Origin of the sequence: Sphingopyxis sp. H053 (assembly GCF_001468225.1) — a bacterium.
GTDB lineage: Bacteria > Pseudomonadota > Alphaproteobacteria > Sphingomonadales > Sphingomonadaceae > Sphingopyxis.
Map to the genome: position 1 here is coordinate 22,857 of NZ_LNRU01000009.1, position 18,918 is coordinate 41,774.

Sequence of the window (18,918 nt, forward strand, 5' to 3'; positions counted from 1 at the left end):
GGCAGGGTGCGATACTTTCGTCATCGGGTTGCGCAATGTGGTTGGGGGCAAAGCATTGATCCGGAGCATGTTCGGCTCGCTCTTGACGGCGGTACTGTTGCTCGCGCTGAGACCGGGCGCGTCCGCAGAGTTAGTTTTCGAGCCGCTTCCGCCCAGCCCGGAACTAAGCGACCGTCGGCAAAGTGCCTATGCCGGGTCCTCCAGCGAAAATCGTACCTGATAGAACAGGTTGGTCCCATTGCCCGTCCGTACGGACGTTGCTGGGCTAAACGGCAGGCCGAGCTTCTTTATGTTTCCCTACTCATGGGGGAGTATTAAAGCTGGATTGGCCGCATCGTGGGTCAGCTGACATGGGTCGATGGAGGGAGCGTCGTCGGTCGTCGTTTCGGGCCCTTGGCCGAAGCAGGAGTTTGGCAAATGGAATTAATGTTCGCCCCTCTCATGGTGGCGGGATCGCGCGCGCGATGAGCCCTGCAACCGTCGCCGCGCTTCTGTTTCTGTCCGGGGTAGCGCCGCCTCCGACCGACCTCGCATCCGAAAGCCAGACTGAGACCGAGTTGCAGCGGGTAGATGATCCCTCGGCCCCACCCGAGCCGCCGATCGTTGTGCCAGCACTCGGCAACACCCCGCATCCCTCTTTAGCCGCGCCAGCAACCTCCGACGACGAGACTATGGCCGAAATGCCCTCGGCGCCCCATGATATTGTGGTGACGGCCCGTGGCGATGCGCCGCCGGGAGATCCGCTTCAAGCGGTCAATATTGCCTCTTATCGGGCGGTCCAGTCGATCGATGCGGCGCTCGTGGCCCCAGTCGCGATGGGCTATCAAGGTATCGTACCCGAACCTGTTCGCGACGGGCTGGGCAATGCACTGCGTAACCTCAGCGAACCCGTCAATTTTCTGAACTTCCTGTTACAGTTCAAGATCGGCAAGGCTGCCGAGACGCTCGGCCGTTTCGCCGTAAACACGACATTTGGTGTCGGCGGCCTTTTCGATGTCGCGAAGACAATGCCTTTCAATCTGCCTTACCGACGCAACGGCTTTGCCAATACATTGGGTTTCTACGGCGTCGAGCCCGGTCCCTATTTCTATCTTCCGCTTATCGGGTCGACGACATTGCGCGATCTGGCGGGCAACAGCATTGACTTGCTCGTCGTGCCGACCGCGGTCGGCGCGCCTTTCGACCGCACGGCATATGCCGTTCCGACAACTGTGGTCAGGCAACTCAATGACCGCATCGAGGGCGACGCTCAAATCCAGCGCTTGCAACAGGAAAGCCTTGATCCCTATGTCGAGACACGGACCCTCTATCTGGAACTGCGCAAACGCGAAATCGACGCATTGAAAGTTAGGCGCAGCGACCGCAATGGCGAGGCTGGACCTCAAACAGAAATCACGGTCAGCCAGACCGGGCCCTTGTCCGATCCAGAAGGTCTCATCTCCGTCGGCCCCCTTGAACTCGAGACGCCGACCTCGGACGGTTTGCCACCGCGACCTTAACGCCAATGATGCACATTTGGCGGGCGCGCAGAGAAGCCAAAGCGCTTCGAAATTTTGCTCGCACGGAACTCAAGCCGTCAACTGCAATCGCCGCGGTGAATCTCAATAAGCTTCCTCGCTGAAGTTTGGTCTTCCGGTTTCGGACGTGTCGAGACAAATGCCCACAACCGCTATCGGTTCGGCCATCGCGGATGAGTTTTTCGATCATGAACGCGTGCCTCGCGCTGTCTCCGACTGGCGTTCCCGAACTCGCCGATGGTCCCATGTCAAATGCTCGTCGCTTTGCGTGGGAACCGCTGGGCCTTCGCGTGGCAAGATGCGCCGCGCGTCAGATGGGTGTTTTGCTCGCCGAATGGCTCAATTACCGCGCAAACCAGGCTGCCAGATTGGGATCTGGATATCTCTTTTCTGTTCAAAAATTATAGGTTCGCAAGCAAGCTTGGGAATATCGTGATCGATGCGGCGGCCAAGAGTGTCATGCTGCACTCGGCAATCAGGGGCCACAAACCGCCGCGATGATCGTGCCGCCTCCGAACGCTGCCGGATTGATCGCGAGCTCGCGGTGCCGGAGACCAGCGTGCTTCCTACAAGTGCCCGTGGGCAACGGTCAGCGCGCCGTTCGCGTCGGTCGCATGCGACATCGCAAGCACAGGCCGCGAAATTCGGAGATCCTTGAGATGGCTCCAGATGACTTGCCTCTTTCCGTCGCAGATGCCCCCGTTTGGTGCCTTGGGCCTGGCGCATGGAAACCGGCGTCGGAGAAGGTTCCCCCGTCTCTCCGACGCCGCGATTTCTATGCGAGTTAGATTGGAACCGCTAAATCGTCAGAATTTTGCTCCGATGGCGACACCATAACGCCGCGGATCAAGAGTATAGATGTTTGTAAAATTACCGGAAGATGCATCGGTGACATAAAGTCCGGTAACCGAGTTGCTATCGAAAATATTCTGAACGAACCCCCGGACAAACCAGCGCTCGTCGGCGCCATTCAACTGTAAAACCGCATTTGCCTGGACGAAAGGTTCGATACGATTAATCCTGCCGTTGAAGATATTGCCATATTGCTTTCCGGTAAGGGAAATGTCGACGCGGGGGACGAGTGTCATACCATTCCCAACCTCTGCCGTGTACTGCACGCCCATCGAGACCTTGACATTCGGCGCTTGGGGCAATGTGTTGCCCTTGATGTTAACCTCGACGCCAGGACTCAATACCTGGATCCCGCTGTTCGCAGGGATAGCGCTCGCGAGGACACCGCAAATGCCGAACGCGCCGCTGGAGGCGATATTGCCGTCCGAAGGAAATTCCTGCGGTGCGCGAAGGCCGAGAGCCGCATTTACTCCCGCAACGAACGCATCAGCAACGCCAGGCGCAGGTCCCGTGACAGCGCAGTGCGCACCATTGCTGATGTCCTTGATAATCACGGCATCAGGATCTCCGCCGCCCGGATCACGCGGATTGGAGAAGAATTGATCGCCGGCGACCTTGGCATTGAGATAGCTGAAGGACAGATTGATAAGCCAGTTCGGGTCCGGCCTGATGACAGACTCCAGTTCGACACCCCAGATATTGGCGTCAACCGTGTCATTCACAGACGTTCTTGCCACGATGCGGCTGAGCTGCAGTCCACTATATTTGTAGTAAAATGCGGTGGCATTCAGTTGCAACGCGCCGTTTGCGAAGACGTTCTTGGAGCCAATCTCGAAGGCATCGATCGATTCAGAGCCGAAACTCTCGCTGACGGCGAAAATCGGAGAAAGCGGAGGATTGATACCGCCGGATTTGTAACCCCTCGAGTAAGATGCATAGAGTGAATTGTCCGGCGTAACCTCGAAGGCCAGAACTGCTCGTCCGGTAATTTCGTCGAAGCTTACTTCGCGAAACTGGGCGAGCTGTTGGCCCGGTGTCCCCGGGTCGGCATCGAAAAGTCCAGACGGCCCGGTGAGAGGCGTTATCGGGGTATCGAACGGATCTCCATCGTTGGCATAAGGGTTCAGGAAACTGATCAGTGTCGTACGCGCCGTTACATCCTTCTTGTCATTGTTGTAACGCAGCCCCCCGGTCAACGTCAGCCGGTCGCTTAGATCGAAATAGACCTCGCCGAAAATCCCATAGCTCTCCAGATTCGATTCCAGCGAGTTGTTCCGATACATCGACGTCGCGAAATAGGATGGCGGAAGGCCGCCCGACAAGGAGCCGAATGAACCCAATATGGCACTGGCGTAATCGAGCGCAAACGAGTTCACATAATAGCTATTGTCGGTGGTTTTCGATTTCGCGTAAATTCCCCCCAACAGGAAATTGAACGGCCCGTCGAAGTCACTCGTAAGGATGAGCTCTCCGCTCCACGATTCGCGTTGTTCCGAAGATCGATCGAAAGAAAGCGGCGTTTCGGAACACAGCGAGTTCCCTTCGAAAGCGCCTCTGCTTCCATCATCATTATCCGAGGTGCACAGCACGCCCTGCGGACCGTCCGGGATGAGAGCGCCGGCAATCGGCGAAAAATAGGCCGAGGAGCCGGGAATGAAGGCCGGCGCCGGCGGAGCAAGACCCGTCGGCAATCCGTTAGCCGCAAAAAAGGCCAGCGTATTGAGCGCCGGGGCGAAACCGGCACGGCTTTGAATTCCAAGAAAATAGTCCTGCCTGGAATCGACTTCAGTATCCTGATAAATGCCGGTGGCCGTCAGGGTCATCGCGCCGAATTTTTGCTCAAGGCGCGCCTGCACCTGTAGCTCTTCCGCAAAATAGAAGGGCGTATAGGCCGTGTTGACGACACGCACATCGCCAGGCTCCTGAAACCCGGAAAACCCGTCAGGGCCATAAAGGCTGCCAAGGCCGAGTACGGCGGGAATGCCCTGAATGGCGAAGAACTCGGAAGAACTGAGCGTCGCACCGACCGTGGAATTTGCGTTCGTGGTATCGAAATCACGTCGATTGTTCAGGCATCCGAGCACGCCCAATGGATCGCGTTGGCACGTTTGTTTCTGGTTTCTGAGGCGCGTGTCCTTTTCCCGGAAATAATAGCCCATGAGATCGATCGTCGTATCAGGACCGGGCTCGAAACGAAGTGAGCCTCGCAACGCGTAAAGGTCCCGAGTGTCGATGTCCGATCCATCATAAAGATTCGTCGTATAACCGTCGCGGTTCACATATATGCCCGCCAGTCTCACGCCGATCATATCCCCGATCGGGACATTGACCATGCCACGCGCTTCGATGCTGTTGAAATTGCCATACTCGAATTGCGCTTCAGCCTCGAAACGGGAGAGTTTGGGTTTCGCGGTCACGACATTCACGACCCCGGAGGTCGCATTCCGACCGAACAGGGTGCCTTGAGGTCCGCGAAGGACTTCAATCCGTTCCAGATCGAAATATTCGGTCTCGAACAGGCGTGTTCCGAACAAGGGTGATCCATTGACATGAATTGCGGTCGCAGCATCGCAGGTGACGCCGACGCACAGGTCGCCAACGCCGCGAATAGTGAATGAAGCTGAGGTGAAATTGCCTTTCGAGAAAGATACATTGGGCAGCGTCAGCTGTAGATCCGAGGCATTTTCGATCTGCTGGCTTTCAAGCGCCTCAGCGCTGAATGCGCTGACAGCTATCGGCACGTCTTGCAAGCTTTGCGCCTGACGTTGCGCCGTCACGACGATGACATCGTTACCGCCATCTGGCTCTTCAGCTATGGCTTCCTGAGCATTTGAGACCTGTGGCAACGCCATCAGGACGGCGCTTGCCAACAAATAAGCTTTGTTATTCATCACCCTTCTCTCCCTGTCTCGATTTTTTAGTTTCTTACGCGAACCCGTCCTTTTCCCCGGTAGTCGATGTTCAAAAATGGGGCAGCTCGCCGAGCTGCCCCGAGTTTGAGAGGTGGCCAGAAGGAGATTTCCGGAGAGGAAAAGATTCTCGCCGCCCGGCTTGAAGCTGAGCAGTTTTTCGGTATTTGGTAAAGAACTTTATTATGGCACTTTATTATATTGCTCGGGGCGCTGGGAGGTGTTCCATCTCAGATCCGAAGAAATCAGTTTATACATCCGATGCTTGCTGTCAGCGCTTCAGCCTTGGCACGGTCGAGCGCGCGCCGACGACTTTTGGATGCGGCTGCGGTACGGCACGCCCGATCCCGAGCGCATGTCCCGCCGAAGCTGGACAGCCTTTTGTGGCTCCATGACCTTGCCTTGCTGTTTGCCTCGGAAGGCATATCGACCAACTGTGCCACGATAGATTTCTTTGTGGCGCCAAGCAACACAGGCAAGAGAAGAAGATCTAAACAGAACATATGAACTCTGCTTGGTTATTTCTGCCTCGGCCTTAGTATTTATGTCTTGCTGTGCAAAAGAGGCCTCATCGTTTAACTAAATGTTGGATCGGCAATTCTCGCATCGCCATTACGGTCGCATGCAACCATAAAATCGCGCTAGACGTTGCTCAAGTCGGCGCTTCCCAAAGCCGGAGAAGGCTCCTCAACGCGGTGACAAAGGCCAGCGGCTGGTCGAGCATCAGATGGTGGCGGGCTTGAGGCACGGCAATGATCGGAATGGCTCCTCCCCCCAGTTCACGAACATATGCCACGGAATCCCGGTTGAAGAGCTGGCTCTCCTCGCCGTGAACGATAGCCTTGCGGCCCGGCGCGTTCACTAGGCGCTCGCCGATGGTGAGCCACTCGTCGGGCCGGTTGCTCCTCCGGAACACTTCGGGAGAGAATTTCCACGTCCAACCCTCCCCGTCACGCCGCAGAGAATGAAAGGCCATATAGTCCAAAAGAAATGGCTCACCGACAGGCTGGGGTGGGGAAAGGACGTATCGACTGCGCGCCGCGTCGTAGCTGGGATAGCGACTTTTGGCTTTGTCCGGGTCGCCGGATCCGGGGCTGGCGCGGCGGAGATTCCAATACGCTTGCAAGAGCGCAGGTCGCATGACCATCAGGTCGCAAACCACAATGCCGGAGAAGGTATCGGGCGATTGGGTGACGGCCGTCAACGCTGCGCCAGAACCGAAACTGTGGGCAATGATCGTGGGCTTGTGGCCATCCGCAAACAGTCCAAGCGCTTCGGCAATTTCGCCGAACTCGCGCCCCCTGGCCAAGGGGTCGGCGTGCCCTCGCATTTCGCTGTCGCCCATGCCGGCAAGATCGAAGGCCACCACATCATAATCTTCGGCCAGAAACGGCGCGATGAAGGAAAAGCAGCGGGCATGCGAGAGAAAACCGTGCGTCATCAGTACCTTGGGTTTCGCCCGGTCGCCCCAGCGAAAGTAATGCGCTTTGGCACCCTCGATCTCTACATAGCCTTCCTCGCGCGGCACCCTGAGAGCGGAAACGAACCATTCGGGCAGATGCGAACCATCGCCCGCCCAGAGAGCGTCGATGTCCTCGGGGCAATCTTCAATCTTTACCGCCTCGTTCATATTGTTGGGCCGTCCTTGCGTGTGAGTTTTTCGAAAGCGAAGCCAGCATAGCTGCCGGCCGCCTCTTCGTCGCAGAGCGCGGCATAGCCAGACACGCTCGGAAAATTGATGAGCTGGCGCTTCTTTCCCGGAATATTCGCGCCCATGTACCATGAGGCCGCCTCGGGAAAGAGCGTCATCGCGCCAGCCGCGGCAACCATTTCAGTCCAGCCAGTTTCGGCAGCCGGTTTGCCCTCGAAAAGATCGATGTCCCTCCTACGCAACCAGACCATGAAATCGCAAATCCAGTCGCCCTGTATTTCCGCGCTTGTCGGGCCATTGGCGAAACCCGACGGGCTGAGAGGACCATAAGCGAACAACATGTTGGGAAAACCCGACACCGCCATGCCGAGATAGGCGCGCACACCGTCTTCCCACGCCTGCCAAAGGGGAAGCCCCTCCCTCCCGGTGATGTTCATGTCGATCAACCCGCCACGCCCGGCATCGAAGCCGGTCGCAAAAATGATCAGATCGCATTCGACCTCACCGTCTTCCATCTTGATGGCCTGGGGCTCGATACGGATGATCGCGTTTGCCTTCAGATCGACCAGCGCGACATTATCCTGCTCGAAAATTTCATAATATCCCTGTTCGAGCGAGGGTCTTTTCGTGCCGAAAGGATGCGGCGGCTCCGCAGGCGCAAGTTTCTCGGCCAGAACGGGGTCGATAATCCGCGCGAGAACCTTTTTGCGCCAGAACTCATAGGCGTAGCGGTTCGCTTCGCGATTGGTCAGTATGTCGGCAAAGTTGTTGTACCAGAATTTGAGGCCGCCCTGCCGCCACAGGGTCTCGAAATGGTTGTTGCGCGTCGTGGCGTCTACATCGAGCGCGGAGATGTCAAGCGACTGGCATTCGAATCCCCCGTTCGTTCGCTTGCGCCGAACAAAAATGGCGGGATAGCCCTGCTTATCACGCTGCTGAATGTCTTCGGTAAGCCGTTCCTGGCGCATGGGCAGGCCCAGAATAGGAGTCCTCTGAAACAAGGTCAGCTTTTCTGCGCATTTGGCGGCCTCCTGCGCGATCTGCACTCCGCTCGCACCAGTGCCGATGACGGCGATCCGGCGGCCCGAAAGATCGATACCCTGTTGCGGCCATCGCGCCGTGTGACACCAATCGCCTTCGAACGCCGCGATTCCTCGCATATCGGGAATATACGGCTTCGATGCGAATCCCAAAGCGGGCAGAAGGAAGTGTGTCGATATTCCTTCCCCGCCCTCAAGCTGCAGGCGCCACCGTCGTCCCTCTTCATCGAACCTTGCGCTTTGGACCCTCGATCCCATCCGCATAAGCGGCCAAAGGCCCAGCGTATCGCAAACATGCCGGAAATAGGCTCTGAGCTCCTTCCATCCGGGAAAGCGCTCGCTCCAGGCCCATGATTTCCAAACCTCGGGTATCGAAAACTCATAGAGCGGTACCTGCGAGTCCACGCGGGCACCGGGATAGCAATTCCAGTACCAAATGCCGCCGGGCTGGGCGGCCGCATCTACCAGCAGCACCTTGAACCCGGCGTCACGCAATTTGTGCAGCAGATAGATGCCGCTGAAGCCTGCACCGACGATCACGGCATCGTAATCGGGAGAGCCAGTCGATCTCACGTCGCGACATTCGATCGTTCGGCAATCGCTTTTGCCGTTGCATAATCGGCCTTGCCGTTCGAGGCTCGCATGGGGATGTCTGTCGGAATTATGGTCTTGGGAGTTTTGTATCCCGCCAAATGTGCGCGCACATGGGTTTTGACCGCTTGTTCGTCGAACTGGGCGTGGTCGTTGAGGTGGACGATCGCGGTTACGGCTTGGCCCCATTTATCATCCGGCACGCCTACGACCAGCGCGTCCCCGATGGCGGGATGGGTCTTGAGCACTTCCTCGACCTCCTCGGGATAAACTTTCTCTCCCGCCGTGTTGATGCAGACGCTTCCGCGGCCGAGCAAGGTCAGGCTGCCATCGGCTTCTACCCGACACCAGTCGCCCGGAATGGAATAGCGCACCCCATCGATCGTGCGAAACGTCTTCGCGGATTTCTCGGGGTCCTTGTAATAGCCTATGGGGATCGCACCCTTCCGGGCGATAAATCCCGGCACGCCGCTCCCCGGTTCGACTTTCTGGTCGGTTTCGTCGAAAACATCGCAGAACTCGCCGATCCCAAATTTCGCGGTGTTCGTGCCGCCCTCCGCAGTGGTGACGGCAAGGCCGAAGCCGAGGCCTTCGGATGCGCCAAAACTGTCCATCAGTACGATTTGCGGAATATGCCGGCACAGGCCGGACTTGACCTCCTTGCTCCACATCACACCGGAAGAGAGGATTGTAACGAGGCTGCTGGTATCCCAGCGGCCAGGGTGGTCGTCGAGCGCGGAAAGCATTGGCTTGGCAAAGGCGTCGCCCACGATCGCTATACCTTCCACCTTGTGCCTTTCCACCGTATCCCACAGTTCCTCGGCATCGAAAGACCATGCCTCCAACGTAACTATCGCGCCGCCAGACATCAGCGTGCCGATCGCAGTGATAAAGCCCGTTCCGTGCATCAGCGGGCAAGAGGAAAGCGTGCGCCTGCCCGGGCCTTCGCGGGCGATCAGCGCGACATTTTCTTCGAGTGTCTCTGGAACGGGGCCGAGCAACTTCTGTGCGTCGAGTTGGGCCTTGCGCATGTCATCATGACGCCACATCACGCCCTTGGGCATTCCGGTCGTACCACCCGTATAGATGAAAAGCAGATCGGCGGGCGAGCGTGTGATGCCGAGCGCCGATCCGTCCCCCTCTTGCGCGAGAGTCTCATAGTGGATCGCAAAGGGCGCGATTGAAGACAGCTCGCCAATTTCGACGAAGGTGCGAACCTTCCTAAGCCGGTCGTTGAGTTCGACGATAGTGTCGCGGAATTCCGAACTGTAAACGATGACCTCGCTGTCGGAATCGTCGAAGATATAAAACACCTCTTCGGCCCGATAACGGTAATTGATGTTCACATGCGTCAAACGCCCCTTGAAGCAGGCCGCCATCAACTCGCCATATTCGGGTCGGTTGCGCATATAGAAGGCGACCTTCGCGCCATCGCGGATGCCGCGTTGGCGCAACCCGCGGGCGATATTGTTCGAGCGCGCCGACATCTCGGGCCAGGTGACGATCCGGTCTCCATGTATCAGAGCCGGCGCATCTTCGGGCATGAAGGGCTCGATCGCGTCGAGAATATCCCCGAGATTCCAGTCGATCACATTGATTCTCCTCTCTGGACGGGGCCGCAGCATCGGGGCGCATGACTCCCGTTACTATCAGGCTGCTCTCGTCCAACCCTGCAGAGCCGCTGCCTCGGCTCGCACCGCTTCGGGGCCACCCAAGACCTGCCGATCGAAGCCGATCCGTTTGAACCAGTAGTGCAGGCCGAGCAGATCGGTGAACCCCATCCCGCCATGCACTTCAGTGGCGGTGCGGGCGACAAATCGGTGGACGTCGCCCGTGAGGGATTTCGCATGGCAAGCCGCGAGAGATGCATCCTCCGGCAGCGCATCGAAGACATGGGCGGCGTACCAGACCAGCGCGCGGCACGGTTCATGGCGTGCGGCCATTTCGGCGCACATGTGCTTTACCGCCTGGAAGCTGCCGATAGGGCGGCCGAACTGCTCTCGCTGACCAGCATAATCGACCGCCTTTTCAATCATGGCCTGCCCTGCGCCTAAGCTGTCGGCGGCAAGGATCACGCGGCCAGCATCGCGCAGCCGAGCCGATGCTGTGCCGCCGTCGTCGGCAAGCGGATCGGTCTCGACAGCCGCAAAGGACAATTCTCCCACGCTGCGCGTGCGATCGATGGTGGTGAGGCGGGTCGCCTTGAGTCCCGATGCTAGGGCTGGGACGAGGTGCAGCCTGCCACCGGCGTCCGCTACGAGATACGCGTCCGCGCCTTCGAAATCGAGGCAGAACAGGGCGGTGCCGCTAAGCTTCCCTTCGACGAATTGAACTCCCGCGCCGTCGCGCGCCTGGACCGTCGCGGAAATCGCGACTCCGATACGGGCCTCGCCACGCGCGATCTTCGGAAGCCATTGGCACTTTTGCTTGTTAGTTCCTGCCTCGCTCAGCGCGATCGGGGCGAGAACTACGCTGGCTAGAAATGGCGCTGGTGTGACCGCATAGGCGAGTTGTTCCGCCACGACCGCAGCGTCGAGAAGGGTCATGCCTAGGCCACCATGCTCTTCGGGGACAAGCATGGCTGGGACCGCCAGATCGTGGAGGGCTCCGAAAATAGTGTCACTTAACGGGTTGTCGCGCCCGGCACATTCGCGGACATGCTCAAGCGGGGAGGTATCGGCAAGACACCGCGCAACTGCGTCGCGCAGTATCTGCTGATCCTGCGAAAGGCCGAAGTCCATCACGCCGCTCCCTGCCTGTCGGTCTGCATGCCTGCCGCTCCCTTCGCTTCGTCGGAAATCCGCGCCAGCTTCGGCTCGCGCGGCATCTCTAGGCCACGTTCGGCGATGATGTTCTTCTGGATCTGCGCGGTGCCGCCACCTATTATGAGGCCGAGTTGGAACATATAGTTCCATTGCCAAGCCCCTCCGTCTCGTTCCCGCGGGCTGCGGTGATACAAAATGCCCATCTCGCCCATCGCGTCGATCGCCAGCGCAGAGATCTGATGCGCGACCTCGCAACTCTGCAGTTTGACGATCAGCTTCGCCATGCCGCCAGGCTCGCCCTTGAGGCTGTTCGATAGAATGCGCATTCCATTACATTTCATCGCCGTCACTTCGGCCTGGAGCGCCACCAGCCGGTCGCGCAGGACCGCATTGTCGATCGCCCGACCTTCGCCGATGGATTCCTGCTGCATCAGGCCAATCAATGCCTGCAGCCGGTTCTCGAGTGCGTCGGGATCGCCCAGCATTCCGCGCTCGTGGCCAAGCGTTGCGTTCGCGACGAACCAGCCCTGTCCTCGCTGGCCGACGATCTGGTCCACCGGAACCCGCACATTAGTAAAGAATGTCTCGTTGAACTCGGCGTGACCGGTCATCGTCTTCAAGGGGCGTACCTCGATCCCCGGTATGTCCATCGAGAAAATCAGATAAGAGATACCGCTATGCTTCGAGGCCTCGAGTTCGGTCCTCACAAGGCAAAAGATCATGTCGGCTTGCTTCGCGGTGCTGGTCCAGATTTTCTGGCCATTTATAACGAATTCTCCATTTTCGATGCGCGCGCTGGTCTTGAGGTTGGCGAGGTCCGATCCCGCACCGGGTTCGGAATATCCTTGGCACCACACGACTTCGCCCGTCAGCGTTGCTGCGATCCACCGCCGCTTCTGTTCATCGGTGCCCAACTCGAGCAAAGTCGGGACGAGCATTGAGATGCCCTGGTTCGCCAAGCCGCTCGGAAGCCGAGCTCGCGAAAACTCTTCCGCGATAATGCGCGATTTGAGTATATCCGGCGCCGCTCCGTAGCCGCCATATTCGGCCGGTATCGTGCGCGCCGTATAGCCGTGCTCGATCAATAGCTTTTGCCATCGGATAGCTTCGGCTGAGGGCCGGGAGAACCGGGTGGCGGAGGGTGGCGCCAAATGTCTGTGCGCATTGATGAAGGCGCGGATCTCCGCGCGGAAGGCGTCATATTGGGGGCCGTAGTCGAGATCCATGTCGTCTCTACCCTTCACGCGGACGAAAAACAGGAAGGCGAAAGTCCCCCCCGATCATTTCGAAATCGAGTTCGACCGGCAGATCGAGTGCGAGGATGTCACGCTCGCAATCCACGAGGCGCGTGGCCATGCGCACGCCTTCCTCAAGTTCCACCACGGCAGCCACGAACGGGACGTCGGCGGCAAAAGCGGGGTGCAGCGCCTGATGGGTCACGGTCCAGGAAAAAAGCGTGCCCTTGCCGCTGCTGGGTTCCCAGGAATAGTCTGGCGAGCCGCATCGTGCACACATGTAGCGAGGCAGGTGGCGAAAGATGCCGCAACTTCCGCAACGCTGGAAATAGAGTTGACCGTCCTGGCACAGCCTCCAGAACTCCTGTTCGATCGGGTCCTGCGGCCGCGGCTGCGGCTTGGCCGGCGTTGCCTGCGCGGAGGGCCGCGCCTTGGGAGGCACATCATGCTCGTCGCTCATGCAAACCTCCTGAGGATCGCGATGCTGCCATCGCCAAGGTCTCCCCAGCCTGTCACAAGGCCGGTCTGGGCTCCGATCACTTGACGCTCGCCGCAGTCATGGCGCAGCTGTCGTACTGCTTCCACAACATGGTTGAGACCCCAGACATGCGCCTCGCTAAGCAAGCCGCCATGGGTGTTGATCGGTAAGCGCCCGCCCAGCTCGATCTGGCCATTGGCGACAAATTCGGCCTGCGCGCCAGGCTCGCAATATCCGAGCGATTCGAGCTGCAGCAGAACGATATAGGTGAAACAATCGTAGATCTGGAGGAAGTCCATGTCGTCGCGCGTGACGCCCGCCATATCGAATGCGCGCGGGGCGGCATCGCTGAGGCCGATCTTGAAGGGGTCGGGGCGGGAAGGGATGTCGTCGGCGGGATAGGGATGGCCTTCGGCCGCGCCGGCGATGCTGACGGGCACATGCGGCATGTCTTTGGCACGGTCCATGCGCGAGAGGACGACAGCACAGGCGCCATCGGTCTCGAGGCAGCAATCGTAGAGGCGAAACGGCTCAGATATCCAGCGCGCCGAATAATAGGTTTCCGCGTCGAGTTCGCGGCCATAGGTAAAGGCGCGTGGATTCAATTGCGCATGACGGCGGCAGGCGAGCGCCACGGCCGCCATCGCATCTTCGCCAACGCCGTAGAGCTTCGAGTGACGGGTCGCCAGCCAGGCGTACATCTGCACCGGCAACAATACGCCGTAGGGGCTGTAGTAGCCTTGGATCGTATTGGTCAGGGTGTTCATGTTCATCGGCCGGGTGGGCGGGGCGCCCGGCTTAGGTCTGAGAGCGGAATAGCCGTTCCAGCCCAGTGTCACGAGCACATGATCGCATAGACCACAGGCGATCGCCATGGCGGCATTCTGTAGTGCCGTTGTCGGGCTGGCGCCGCCCATGTGCACGGTTGCCGCATAGCGCAGCACATCAATGCCCAGATTGGCGGCCATCTCCTCCGACGTCGTATAGATTGGCGGCGGCACCAAGCCGTCGATATCGGAGGGTTTCAGTCCAGCATCCGCGATGGCCCGGCGCGAGGCGGTGAGCATCATTTCCACTGCAGTCCGCTCGGTGCCCTTGACGAAATCGGTCTGGCCGACCCCGGTGATTGCTGCCTTGTCGGCAAAGGAAAGGGTGGATGAAAGATTCATGCCGCGTCCCTGTCTCGCTCGCCGGTCAGAAATGAGTTCCGGCGCCGGCCAATGCTCTCTCCGCGCCCTCTATAAGGTCGCGCATCACGACTGCCGCTGGGCGGATCGCATCGATCAGACCAATCCCCTGGCCTGCGAAGCCGGGCATGATGTCCTTGCGTGCGGCCTTGATGCCAGAAGCCATGACAGGCCCCGAAACCATCGACTGATAAGGCATCGGAAGCGGCTCTTTGCCGGCCGCCACCCAAGCATCGGCCCATTTGTTCCGAATCATCCGGGCAGGCTTGCCCGTTAGCGATCGGCTGACCACCGTATCGGCATCGCCGCTTTCGGTGATGGCTTCTTTCTGAAATTGTTCGATACCTGCTTCGTCGGTTGCGAGGAACGCCGATCCGATCCACGCCCCCTGGGCGCCGAGCATCATCGCTGCGGCGACTCCGCGACCATCGGCTATTCCTCCCGCACCGATTACGGGAACACGATCGCCGACTGCATCAACCACTTGCGGAATCAGCGAGAAGGTTCCGACAGGAGAGTTGTGGCCGCCGCCGTCGTGACCCTGCGCGACGATCAGGTCGATACCCGATTCCACTACCTGCAGGGCGTGCTTGACCTTTCCGATCACCGCCATGACCTTGGTGCCATTGGCATGAAGGCGTTCCATCCACGGTTCGGGATTGCCAAGGCCTGCGGCATAGACCGGCACTTTTTCTTCGATGATTACTTCCATCTGCGCTTCGAAGAACTCCCGCGAGAACAGCTGCAGTCCGCCCTTGCCCATGTCCGGGGCGCCCGCCGCGCGCATCGCCGTGGCGGCGTCCACTGCGGGCAAATGCTCGCGCTCCATGAATTCGCGGGTGAACTCCTGATATTCGCCGAGCAAAGCCAGGGGGTTTTCTGCTACACCTCCGCTCTCCGGCGCCGAACCGCGCCTGACAGACGCCGGCAGCAAGGTATCGACCCCAAAAGGCATGTCGGTCATCTCGCGGGTTTGCCTGATCCAGCTACGTAACTGGTCGGGCGAGCATGCGGCAGCGCCGAGAACACCAAGTCCGCCTGCGTTCGACACCGCGGCAGCGAGTGCAGGCACGCTCGCCCCGCCCATTCCAGCCAGAAGAATCGGATATTCGATCCCGAGAATTTTGCAAACAGGGCTCTTCAGCGCCATTATCCTACCCTCTCCGTTCCGCGCCCGATCAGACGCAATTTTCTAAATCTGCCCCCACCTGACACGCTGGGATACAAGCTCGGGGCTTCGCTCTGCCAGATAGGACGCGGATCCCGAGACGAGCCGGGCCATGGCCTGACGCGCCGCTTCGGAATCCCCGGTGCGTACTGCTTCGAGGACACGGCGGAGGAATCGCAATTGGACCGCTCGCTCCTGCGCCGAATAGCCAAGTGAGTGAGAGAATTCGCGCGTAATTAAATGCAGCGTCGACGTTAATAGCCCGAACAATGGATTGCCGCTGGCCCAGCCGAGAAGGTCATGAAAACGACGGTTCAGTTCCTCGAACTGGCCTCCGGCTTCATTTCGTTCCAGCTCTTTGAGGCAATCGGCGAGTGCGCTCAGGTCGCCGGTAGTCGCGCGCTGGGCGGCGTAGGCGGCAACATCCGCGGCGATCGCTTCACGTAGTTCGAGCAGGCCTCTGAGGTCGGCGTCCATGAAATGCAGAATTAGCGAGAGACTGTTTGCAAAGTCGCCGGTCTGCGGACGCGCAACCACCGGACCGCCGCTACGGCCCAGCTGAAGATGGATAACGCCCTGGAGCTCAAGGAAGCGGAGCGCTTCGCGCAAGGTCGCTCGCGCGACATCATATCGCGCAAGCATTTCTTCCTCACGCGGCAACCTGTCGCCCGGGGCGTGTGCACCTGCCTCGATATCGCGAACGATGTGCTGGGCAAGCGAGAGTGCGCGCTTAGCTTTCTTCGCGTTTTCGACTTTCAGCAACATCACTCTGCCTCACCCCTGTCACGAAGCCTTATAAGATTTAAGTTCCGTTTATGTCCATGGTCGTGAGATAAAAATGTTTCAGATGCAAAAAAATGATAAAACCTTATAAGCATTATTGACTGAGCCTCAGAAGGGATTTACGATTTCAAGTAGGGCAATTGTGCTGTTATCGACGAAGGGCGCGACATGGATACCGACATGGTGGAGCCGAATATCCGCGAAAAGGTCGCTTTCATCCCGATCGACGAGATTGATGTTGCGCGTCCGAGCCTTTTCCAGAAAGACACGGTCGGCCTGTTCTTCGAGCGGCTTCGCCGAGAGGAGCCGGTCCACTACTGCCGCGAAAGCTATGTCGGACCATATTGGTCGATTACAAAGTTCGACGACATCATGGCCGTGGACACCAACCATAAGGTATTTTCGTCAGAGGCGAAGCTCGGCGGTATCGCCATCGAGGACATGCACTCGGCGAAAAGCGCGCTTGAACTTGAAATGTTCATCGCGATGGACCCACCAAAGCACAACCAGCAACGAAAGGCCGTTACTGGTGCGGTCGCGCCGTCCAACTTGCTGCTGCTTGAGCCAACTATCCGCGAACGAGCATGCCAAATCCTCGACGACTTGCCGGTCGGCGAAGATATTGATTGGGTTGATAAGGTGGCGGTCGAATTGACCACAATGACCCTTGCGACCCTGTTCGACTTCCCGTGGGAGGAACGCCGCAAGCTCACGCGCTGGTCCGACGTCACAACGGCCGCCCCTGAAACTGGGATCGTCGCATCCTATGAGGCGCGGCGCGCAGAGCTGATCGAATGCGCAATGTATTTCAAGGGTCTGTGGGAGCAGCGCATCAATGCGGAGCCGAAGAATGACCTGATCTCCATGATGGCGCATTCTCCGGCGACACGGGACATGCCCTTCCTGGAGTTTCTGGGCAACCTCTTGCTGCTTATCGTGGGCGGCAATGACACCACGCGCAACTCGATCAGCGGTGGTGTCCTGGCACTGAACCAGAACCCGGACGCGTATTTGAAATTGAATAACGATCCTGGGCTCATCACTAGCATGGTGCCAGAGATCATCCGCTGGCAGACACCGCTGACCCATATGCGCCGCACGGCGCTGCAAGATTGGGAGATCGGCGGCAAGAAGATCAGAAAAGGCGACAAGGTTGTGATGTGGTACCTGTCGGGTAACCGCGACGAGACGGTCATCGACAGGGCGGACGAGTTCATCATAGACCGTAAGAACCCACGGCATCATCTGTCTTTCGGCTATGGCATTCATCGCTGTATGGGCAACCGGCTCGCAGAACTGCAACTACGGATCATCTGGGAAGAGATCCACAAGCGGTTCGCGAAGATCGAAGTGACCGGTGAACCCGAGCGCCTGTTCTCGAACCTAGTGCGAGGGATTACGAAACTGCCGGTGAGGCTCCACGCCCGCTGATTGGCTGATTCAAAAAAAGCGGAGCTTGATATGGTCAAAGTGACGTTCGTTTCCAGCGATGGAACGCGGAGGGCAGTCGACATAGCCGAAGGTGAGACAGCGCGCGAAGCGGCGCTGTTCAACGATGTGCCGGGCATCGACGGTGATTGCGGCGGGGTGTGCGCTTGTGCAACCTGCCATGTGTTTGTGGATCCGGCCTGGATCGACAAGGTCGGCCGCTTGGCCGAAGGCGGTGCGGAGGCAGACCTCCTGCAGTTTGCGGAAGGGGCGAACGAATATAGTCGCCTCGCTTGCCAGATTCCCATCGAGCCCTTGGTGGAAGGTCTGATTCTGCATGTTCCCGAGCAGCAATACTGACATGCCTGCGTGACGCGTGTTTCACACGACGCTCGACTGTCTGAAATCGCGAGTAGAGCTCAACCAGGAGGTACTCGCTACCTTTCAGAGGTCCCAGCATCAAATGGCGGATCTGTGCTGACCTAGCTCTCGTGCGCCCGCGAGTCGAGGGGGGCGTGCCAACAGTGCCTTTCAACTTAAAATTTCATACGCTGCGCCGTATCCCGCGTTGGCGGGAATAGTGAGGATGTTCGTGCCGTCTCGCTGGATGACTTCTGGAAGGACCGGCACGATTTCGCGAGCCTTGGCCCGCGCGACGCAATCGTCTGCGCTCGCAGCTTCGGCTAGCAGTTGCAGGTTCAATCTCGTAGGAAAGATGATCGTTCGTTCACCGCTGACACCCAGTTTCAGGGCTTTGCTTGGCGAAAGCCATTCCGCATCAACGGTTTCATATCCATCACATGCTGCGATCTGGCGCTCTGGGGCGCGAACGACGAAGAAATGAGTGTCGAAGCGCTTTTGCATAAAGCTGGGCGTGATCCACCGCGCGAACTCGCTCAGGCGATCAAGGCGCAGTTGCACATCGGCCTCACGCACAATGTCGAAAAATTCGCGCTCGCCTCGCTCGACGGCTTTGCGGCTTTCAAGATCGCAAATATCCTCGAACTCGCTACCGTCGCGATGATCGGCCAGCAGGATGCCTGCTTCCTCAAAGGCTTCACGAATCGCGGCAATCCGGAGGGTGCGCTGCGTAGGATCTAGCGTTTTCCAACCCCTGCAATAATCGGCCCATTCAGGCGCTTCATCGGCAGCAGAAGGCTTTCCACCCGGAAAGACCAGCGCGCCGGATGCAAAATCGATCTGGTGATGCCGCTTGACCATCAGCACCTGGAACTCCGGCTCGTCGCGAAGCAACAGCATGGTGGCTGCGGGGACCGGATTGACTGGCTTCTGCAGGGTCATCATAAACTCCAG

The 18,918-nt window shown here is 58.7% G+C and carries 15 protein-coding genes; 4 read left to right on the plus strand and 11 right to left on the minus strand.

The window, feature by feature from the left end:
* Positions 1 to 464 precede the first annotated feature (464 nt).
* The gene (locus tag ATE70_RS17460) at positions 465 to 1,499 is read left to right on the plus strand and encodes an MlaA family lipoprotein (protein WP_161786577.1); all 1,035 of its coding nucleotides are present in this window, start codon (positions 465 to 467) and stop codon (positions 1,497 to 1,499) included.
* 191 nt (positions 1,500 to 1,690) lie between these two features.
* The gene (locus ATE70_RS25255) at positions 1,691 to 1,924 is read left to right on the plus strand and encodes a hypothetical protein (protein ID WP_152567707.1); all 234 of its coding nucleotides are present in this window, start codon (positions 1,691 to 1,693) and stop codon (positions 1,922 to 1,924) included.
* Positions 1,925 to 2,323: 399 nt separating this feature from the next.
* Here ATE70_RS25255 and ATE70_RS17465 read toward each other — a convergent pair whose 3' ends face one another.
* From ATE70_RS17465 to ATE70_RS17510, 10 genes are all read right to left on the minus strand, one after another.
* Positions 2,324 to 5,260: a TonB-dependent receptor gene (locus tag ATE70_RS17465; RefSeq protein ID WP_137752008.1), complete on the minus strand. Its 2,937-nt coding sequence runs from the start codon at positions 5,258 to 5,260 to the stop codon at positions 2,324 to 2,326.
* Between the two features lie 670 nt (positions 5,261 to 5,930).
* Positions 5,931 to 6,908 carry an alpha/beta fold hydrolase gene (locus ATE70_RS17470; RefSeq protein ID WP_037557592.1) on the minus strand — a complete coding sequence of 326 codons (978 nt, stop codon included), beginning with the start codon at positions 6,906 to 6,908 and terminating at the stop codon, positions 5,931 to 5,933.
* The gene (locus ATE70_RS17475; protein WP_231729160.1) at positions 6,905 to 8,509 is read right to left on the minus strand and encodes a flavin-containing monooxygenase; all 1,605 of its coding nucleotides are present in this window, start codon (positions 8,507 to 8,509) and stop codon (positions 6,905 to 6,907) included. The genes ATE70_RS17470 and ATE70_RS17475 overlap by 4 nt, the downstream gene beginning before the upstream one ends.
* Before the next feature lie 29 nt (positions 8,510 to 8,538).
* Positions 8,539 to 10,152: an acyl-CoA synthetase gene (locus ATE70_RS17480; RefSeq protein ID WP_037557593.1), complete on the minus strand. Its 1,614-nt coding sequence runs from the start codon at positions 10,150 to 10,152 to the stop codon at positions 8,539 to 8,541.
* A 57-nt stretch (positions 10,153 to 10,209) separates the two neighbouring features.
* Positions 10,210 to 11,301, minus strand: a complete 1,092-nt coding sequence (locus tag ATE70_RS17485; protein ID WP_037557595.1) for an acyl-CoA dehydrogenase family protein — start codon at positions 11,299 to 11,301, stop codon at positions 10,210 to 10,212.
* Positions 11,301 to 12,551 carry an acyl-CoA dehydrogenase family protein gene (locus tag ATE70_RS17490; protein ID WP_037557597.1) on the minus strand — a complete coding sequence of 417 codons (1,251 nt, stop codon included), beginning with the start codon at positions 12,549 to 12,551 and terminating at the stop codon, positions 11,301 to 11,303. Before ATE70_RS17490 ends, ATE70_RS17485 begins: the two co-directional genes overlap by 1 nt.
* A 7-nt stretch (positions 12,552 to 12,558) precedes the next feature.
* Positions 12,559 to 13,020, minus strand: a complete 462-nt coding sequence (locus ATE70_RS17495) for a Zn-ribbon domain-containing OB-fold protein (protein ID WP_037557599.1) — start codon at positions 13,018 to 13,020, stop codon at positions 12,559 to 12,561.
* Entirely contained in the window at positions 13,017 to 14,207 is a 1,191-nt protein-coding gene (locus ATE70_RS17500; RefSeq protein ID WP_058539112.1) for a thiolase C-terminal domain-containing protein, read from the minus strand. The genes ATE70_RS17495 and ATE70_RS17500 overlap by 4 nt, the downstream gene beginning before the upstream one ends.
* Positions 14,208 to 14,232: 25 nt before the next feature.
* Positions 14,233 to 15,375 carry an NAD(P)H-dependent flavin oxidoreductase gene (locus tag ATE70_RS17505; RefSeq protein ID WP_037557602.1) on the minus strand — a complete coding sequence of 381 codons (1,143 nt, stop codon included), beginning with the start codon at positions 15,373 to 15,375 and terminating at the stop codon, positions 14,233 to 14,235.
* Positions 15,376 to 15,417: 42 nt separating this feature from the next.
* Positions 15,418 to 16,158 carry a FadR/GntR family transcriptional regulator gene (locus ATE70_RS17510; protein ID WP_037557604.1) on the minus strand — a complete coding sequence of 247 codons (741 nt, stop codon included), beginning with the start codon at positions 16,156 to 16,158 and terminating at the stop codon, positions 15,418 to 15,420.
* Positions 16,159 to 16,344: 186 nt separating this feature from the next.
* Here ATE70_RS17510 and ATE70_RS17515 point away from each other — a divergent pair, with 186 nt between their 5' ends.
* Entirely contained in the window at positions 16,345 to 17,607 is a 1,263-nt protein-coding gene (locus tag ATE70_RS17515; RefSeq protein WP_037557605.1) for a cytochrome P450, read from the plus strand.
* Positions 17,608 to 17,964 (plus strand): 2Fe-2S iron-sulfur cluster-binding protein, encoded by a 357-nt coding sequence (locus ATE70_RS24385; protein WP_231729244.1) that lies wholly within the window; start codon positions 17,608 to 17,610, stop codon positions 17,962 to 17,964.
* Positions 17,965 to 18,135: 171 nt separating this feature from the next.
* On the opposite strand, the gene ATE70_RS24390 is transcribed toward ATE70_RS24385, so the two are convergent.
* Entirely contained in the window at positions 18,136 to 18,909 is a 774-nt protein-coding gene (locus tag ATE70_RS24390; RefSeq protein ID WP_197410089.1) for an NUDIX domain-containing protein, read from the minus strand.
* Between the last annotated feature and the right edge of the window lie 9 nt (positions 18,910 to 18,918).

Coding starts and splice junctions, on each gene's coding strand:
- ATE70_RS17495 (WP_037557599.1), bottom strand. CDS start 13,020: ATGAGCGACGAGCATGATGTGCCTCCCAAGGCGCGGCCCTCCGCGCAG.
- ATE70_RS17485 (WP_037557595.1), bottom strand. CDS start 11,301: ATGGACTTCGGCCTTTCGCAGGATCAGCAGATACTGCGCGACGCAGTT.
- ATE70_RS17515 (WP_037557605.1), top strand. CDS start 16,345: ATGGATACCGACATGGTGGAGCCGAATATCCGCGAAAAGGTCGCTTTC.
- ATE70_RS24390 (WP_197410089.1), bottom strand. CDS start 18,909: ATGATGACCCTGCAGAAGCCAGTCAATCCGGTCCCCGCAGCCACCATG.
- ATE70_RS17465 (WP_137752008.1), bottom strand. CDS start 5,260: ATGAATAACAAAGCTTATTTGTTGGCAAGCGCCGTCCTGATGGCGTTG.
- ATE70_RS17510 (WP_037557604.1), bottom strand. CDS start 16,158: ATGTTGCTGAAAGTCGAAAACGCGAAGAAAGCTAAGCGCGCACTCTCG.
- ATE70_RS25255 (WP_152567707.1), top strand. CDS start 1,691: ATGAGTTTTTCGATCATGAACGCGTGCCTCGCGCTGTCTCCGACTGGC.
- ATE70_RS17505 (WP_037557602.1), bottom strand. CDS start 15,375: ATGGCGCTGAAGAGCCCTGTTTGCAAAATTCTCGGGATCGAATATCCG.
- ATE70_RS17500 (WP_058539112.1), bottom strand. CDS start 14,207: ATGAATCTTTCATCCACCCTTTCCTTTGCCGACAAGGCAGCAATCACC.
- ATE70_RS17460 (WP_161786577.1), top strand. CDS start 465: ATGAGCCCTGCAACCGTCGCCGCGCTTCTGTTTCTGTCCGGGGTAGCG.
- ATE70_RS17470 (WP_037557592.1), bottom strand. CDS start 6,908: ATGAACGAGGCGGTAAAGATTGAAGATTGCCCCGAGGACATCGACGCT.
- ATE70_RS17490 (WP_037557597.1), bottom strand. CDS start 12,551: ATGGATCTCGACTACGGCCCCCAATATGACGCCTTCCGCGCGGAGATC.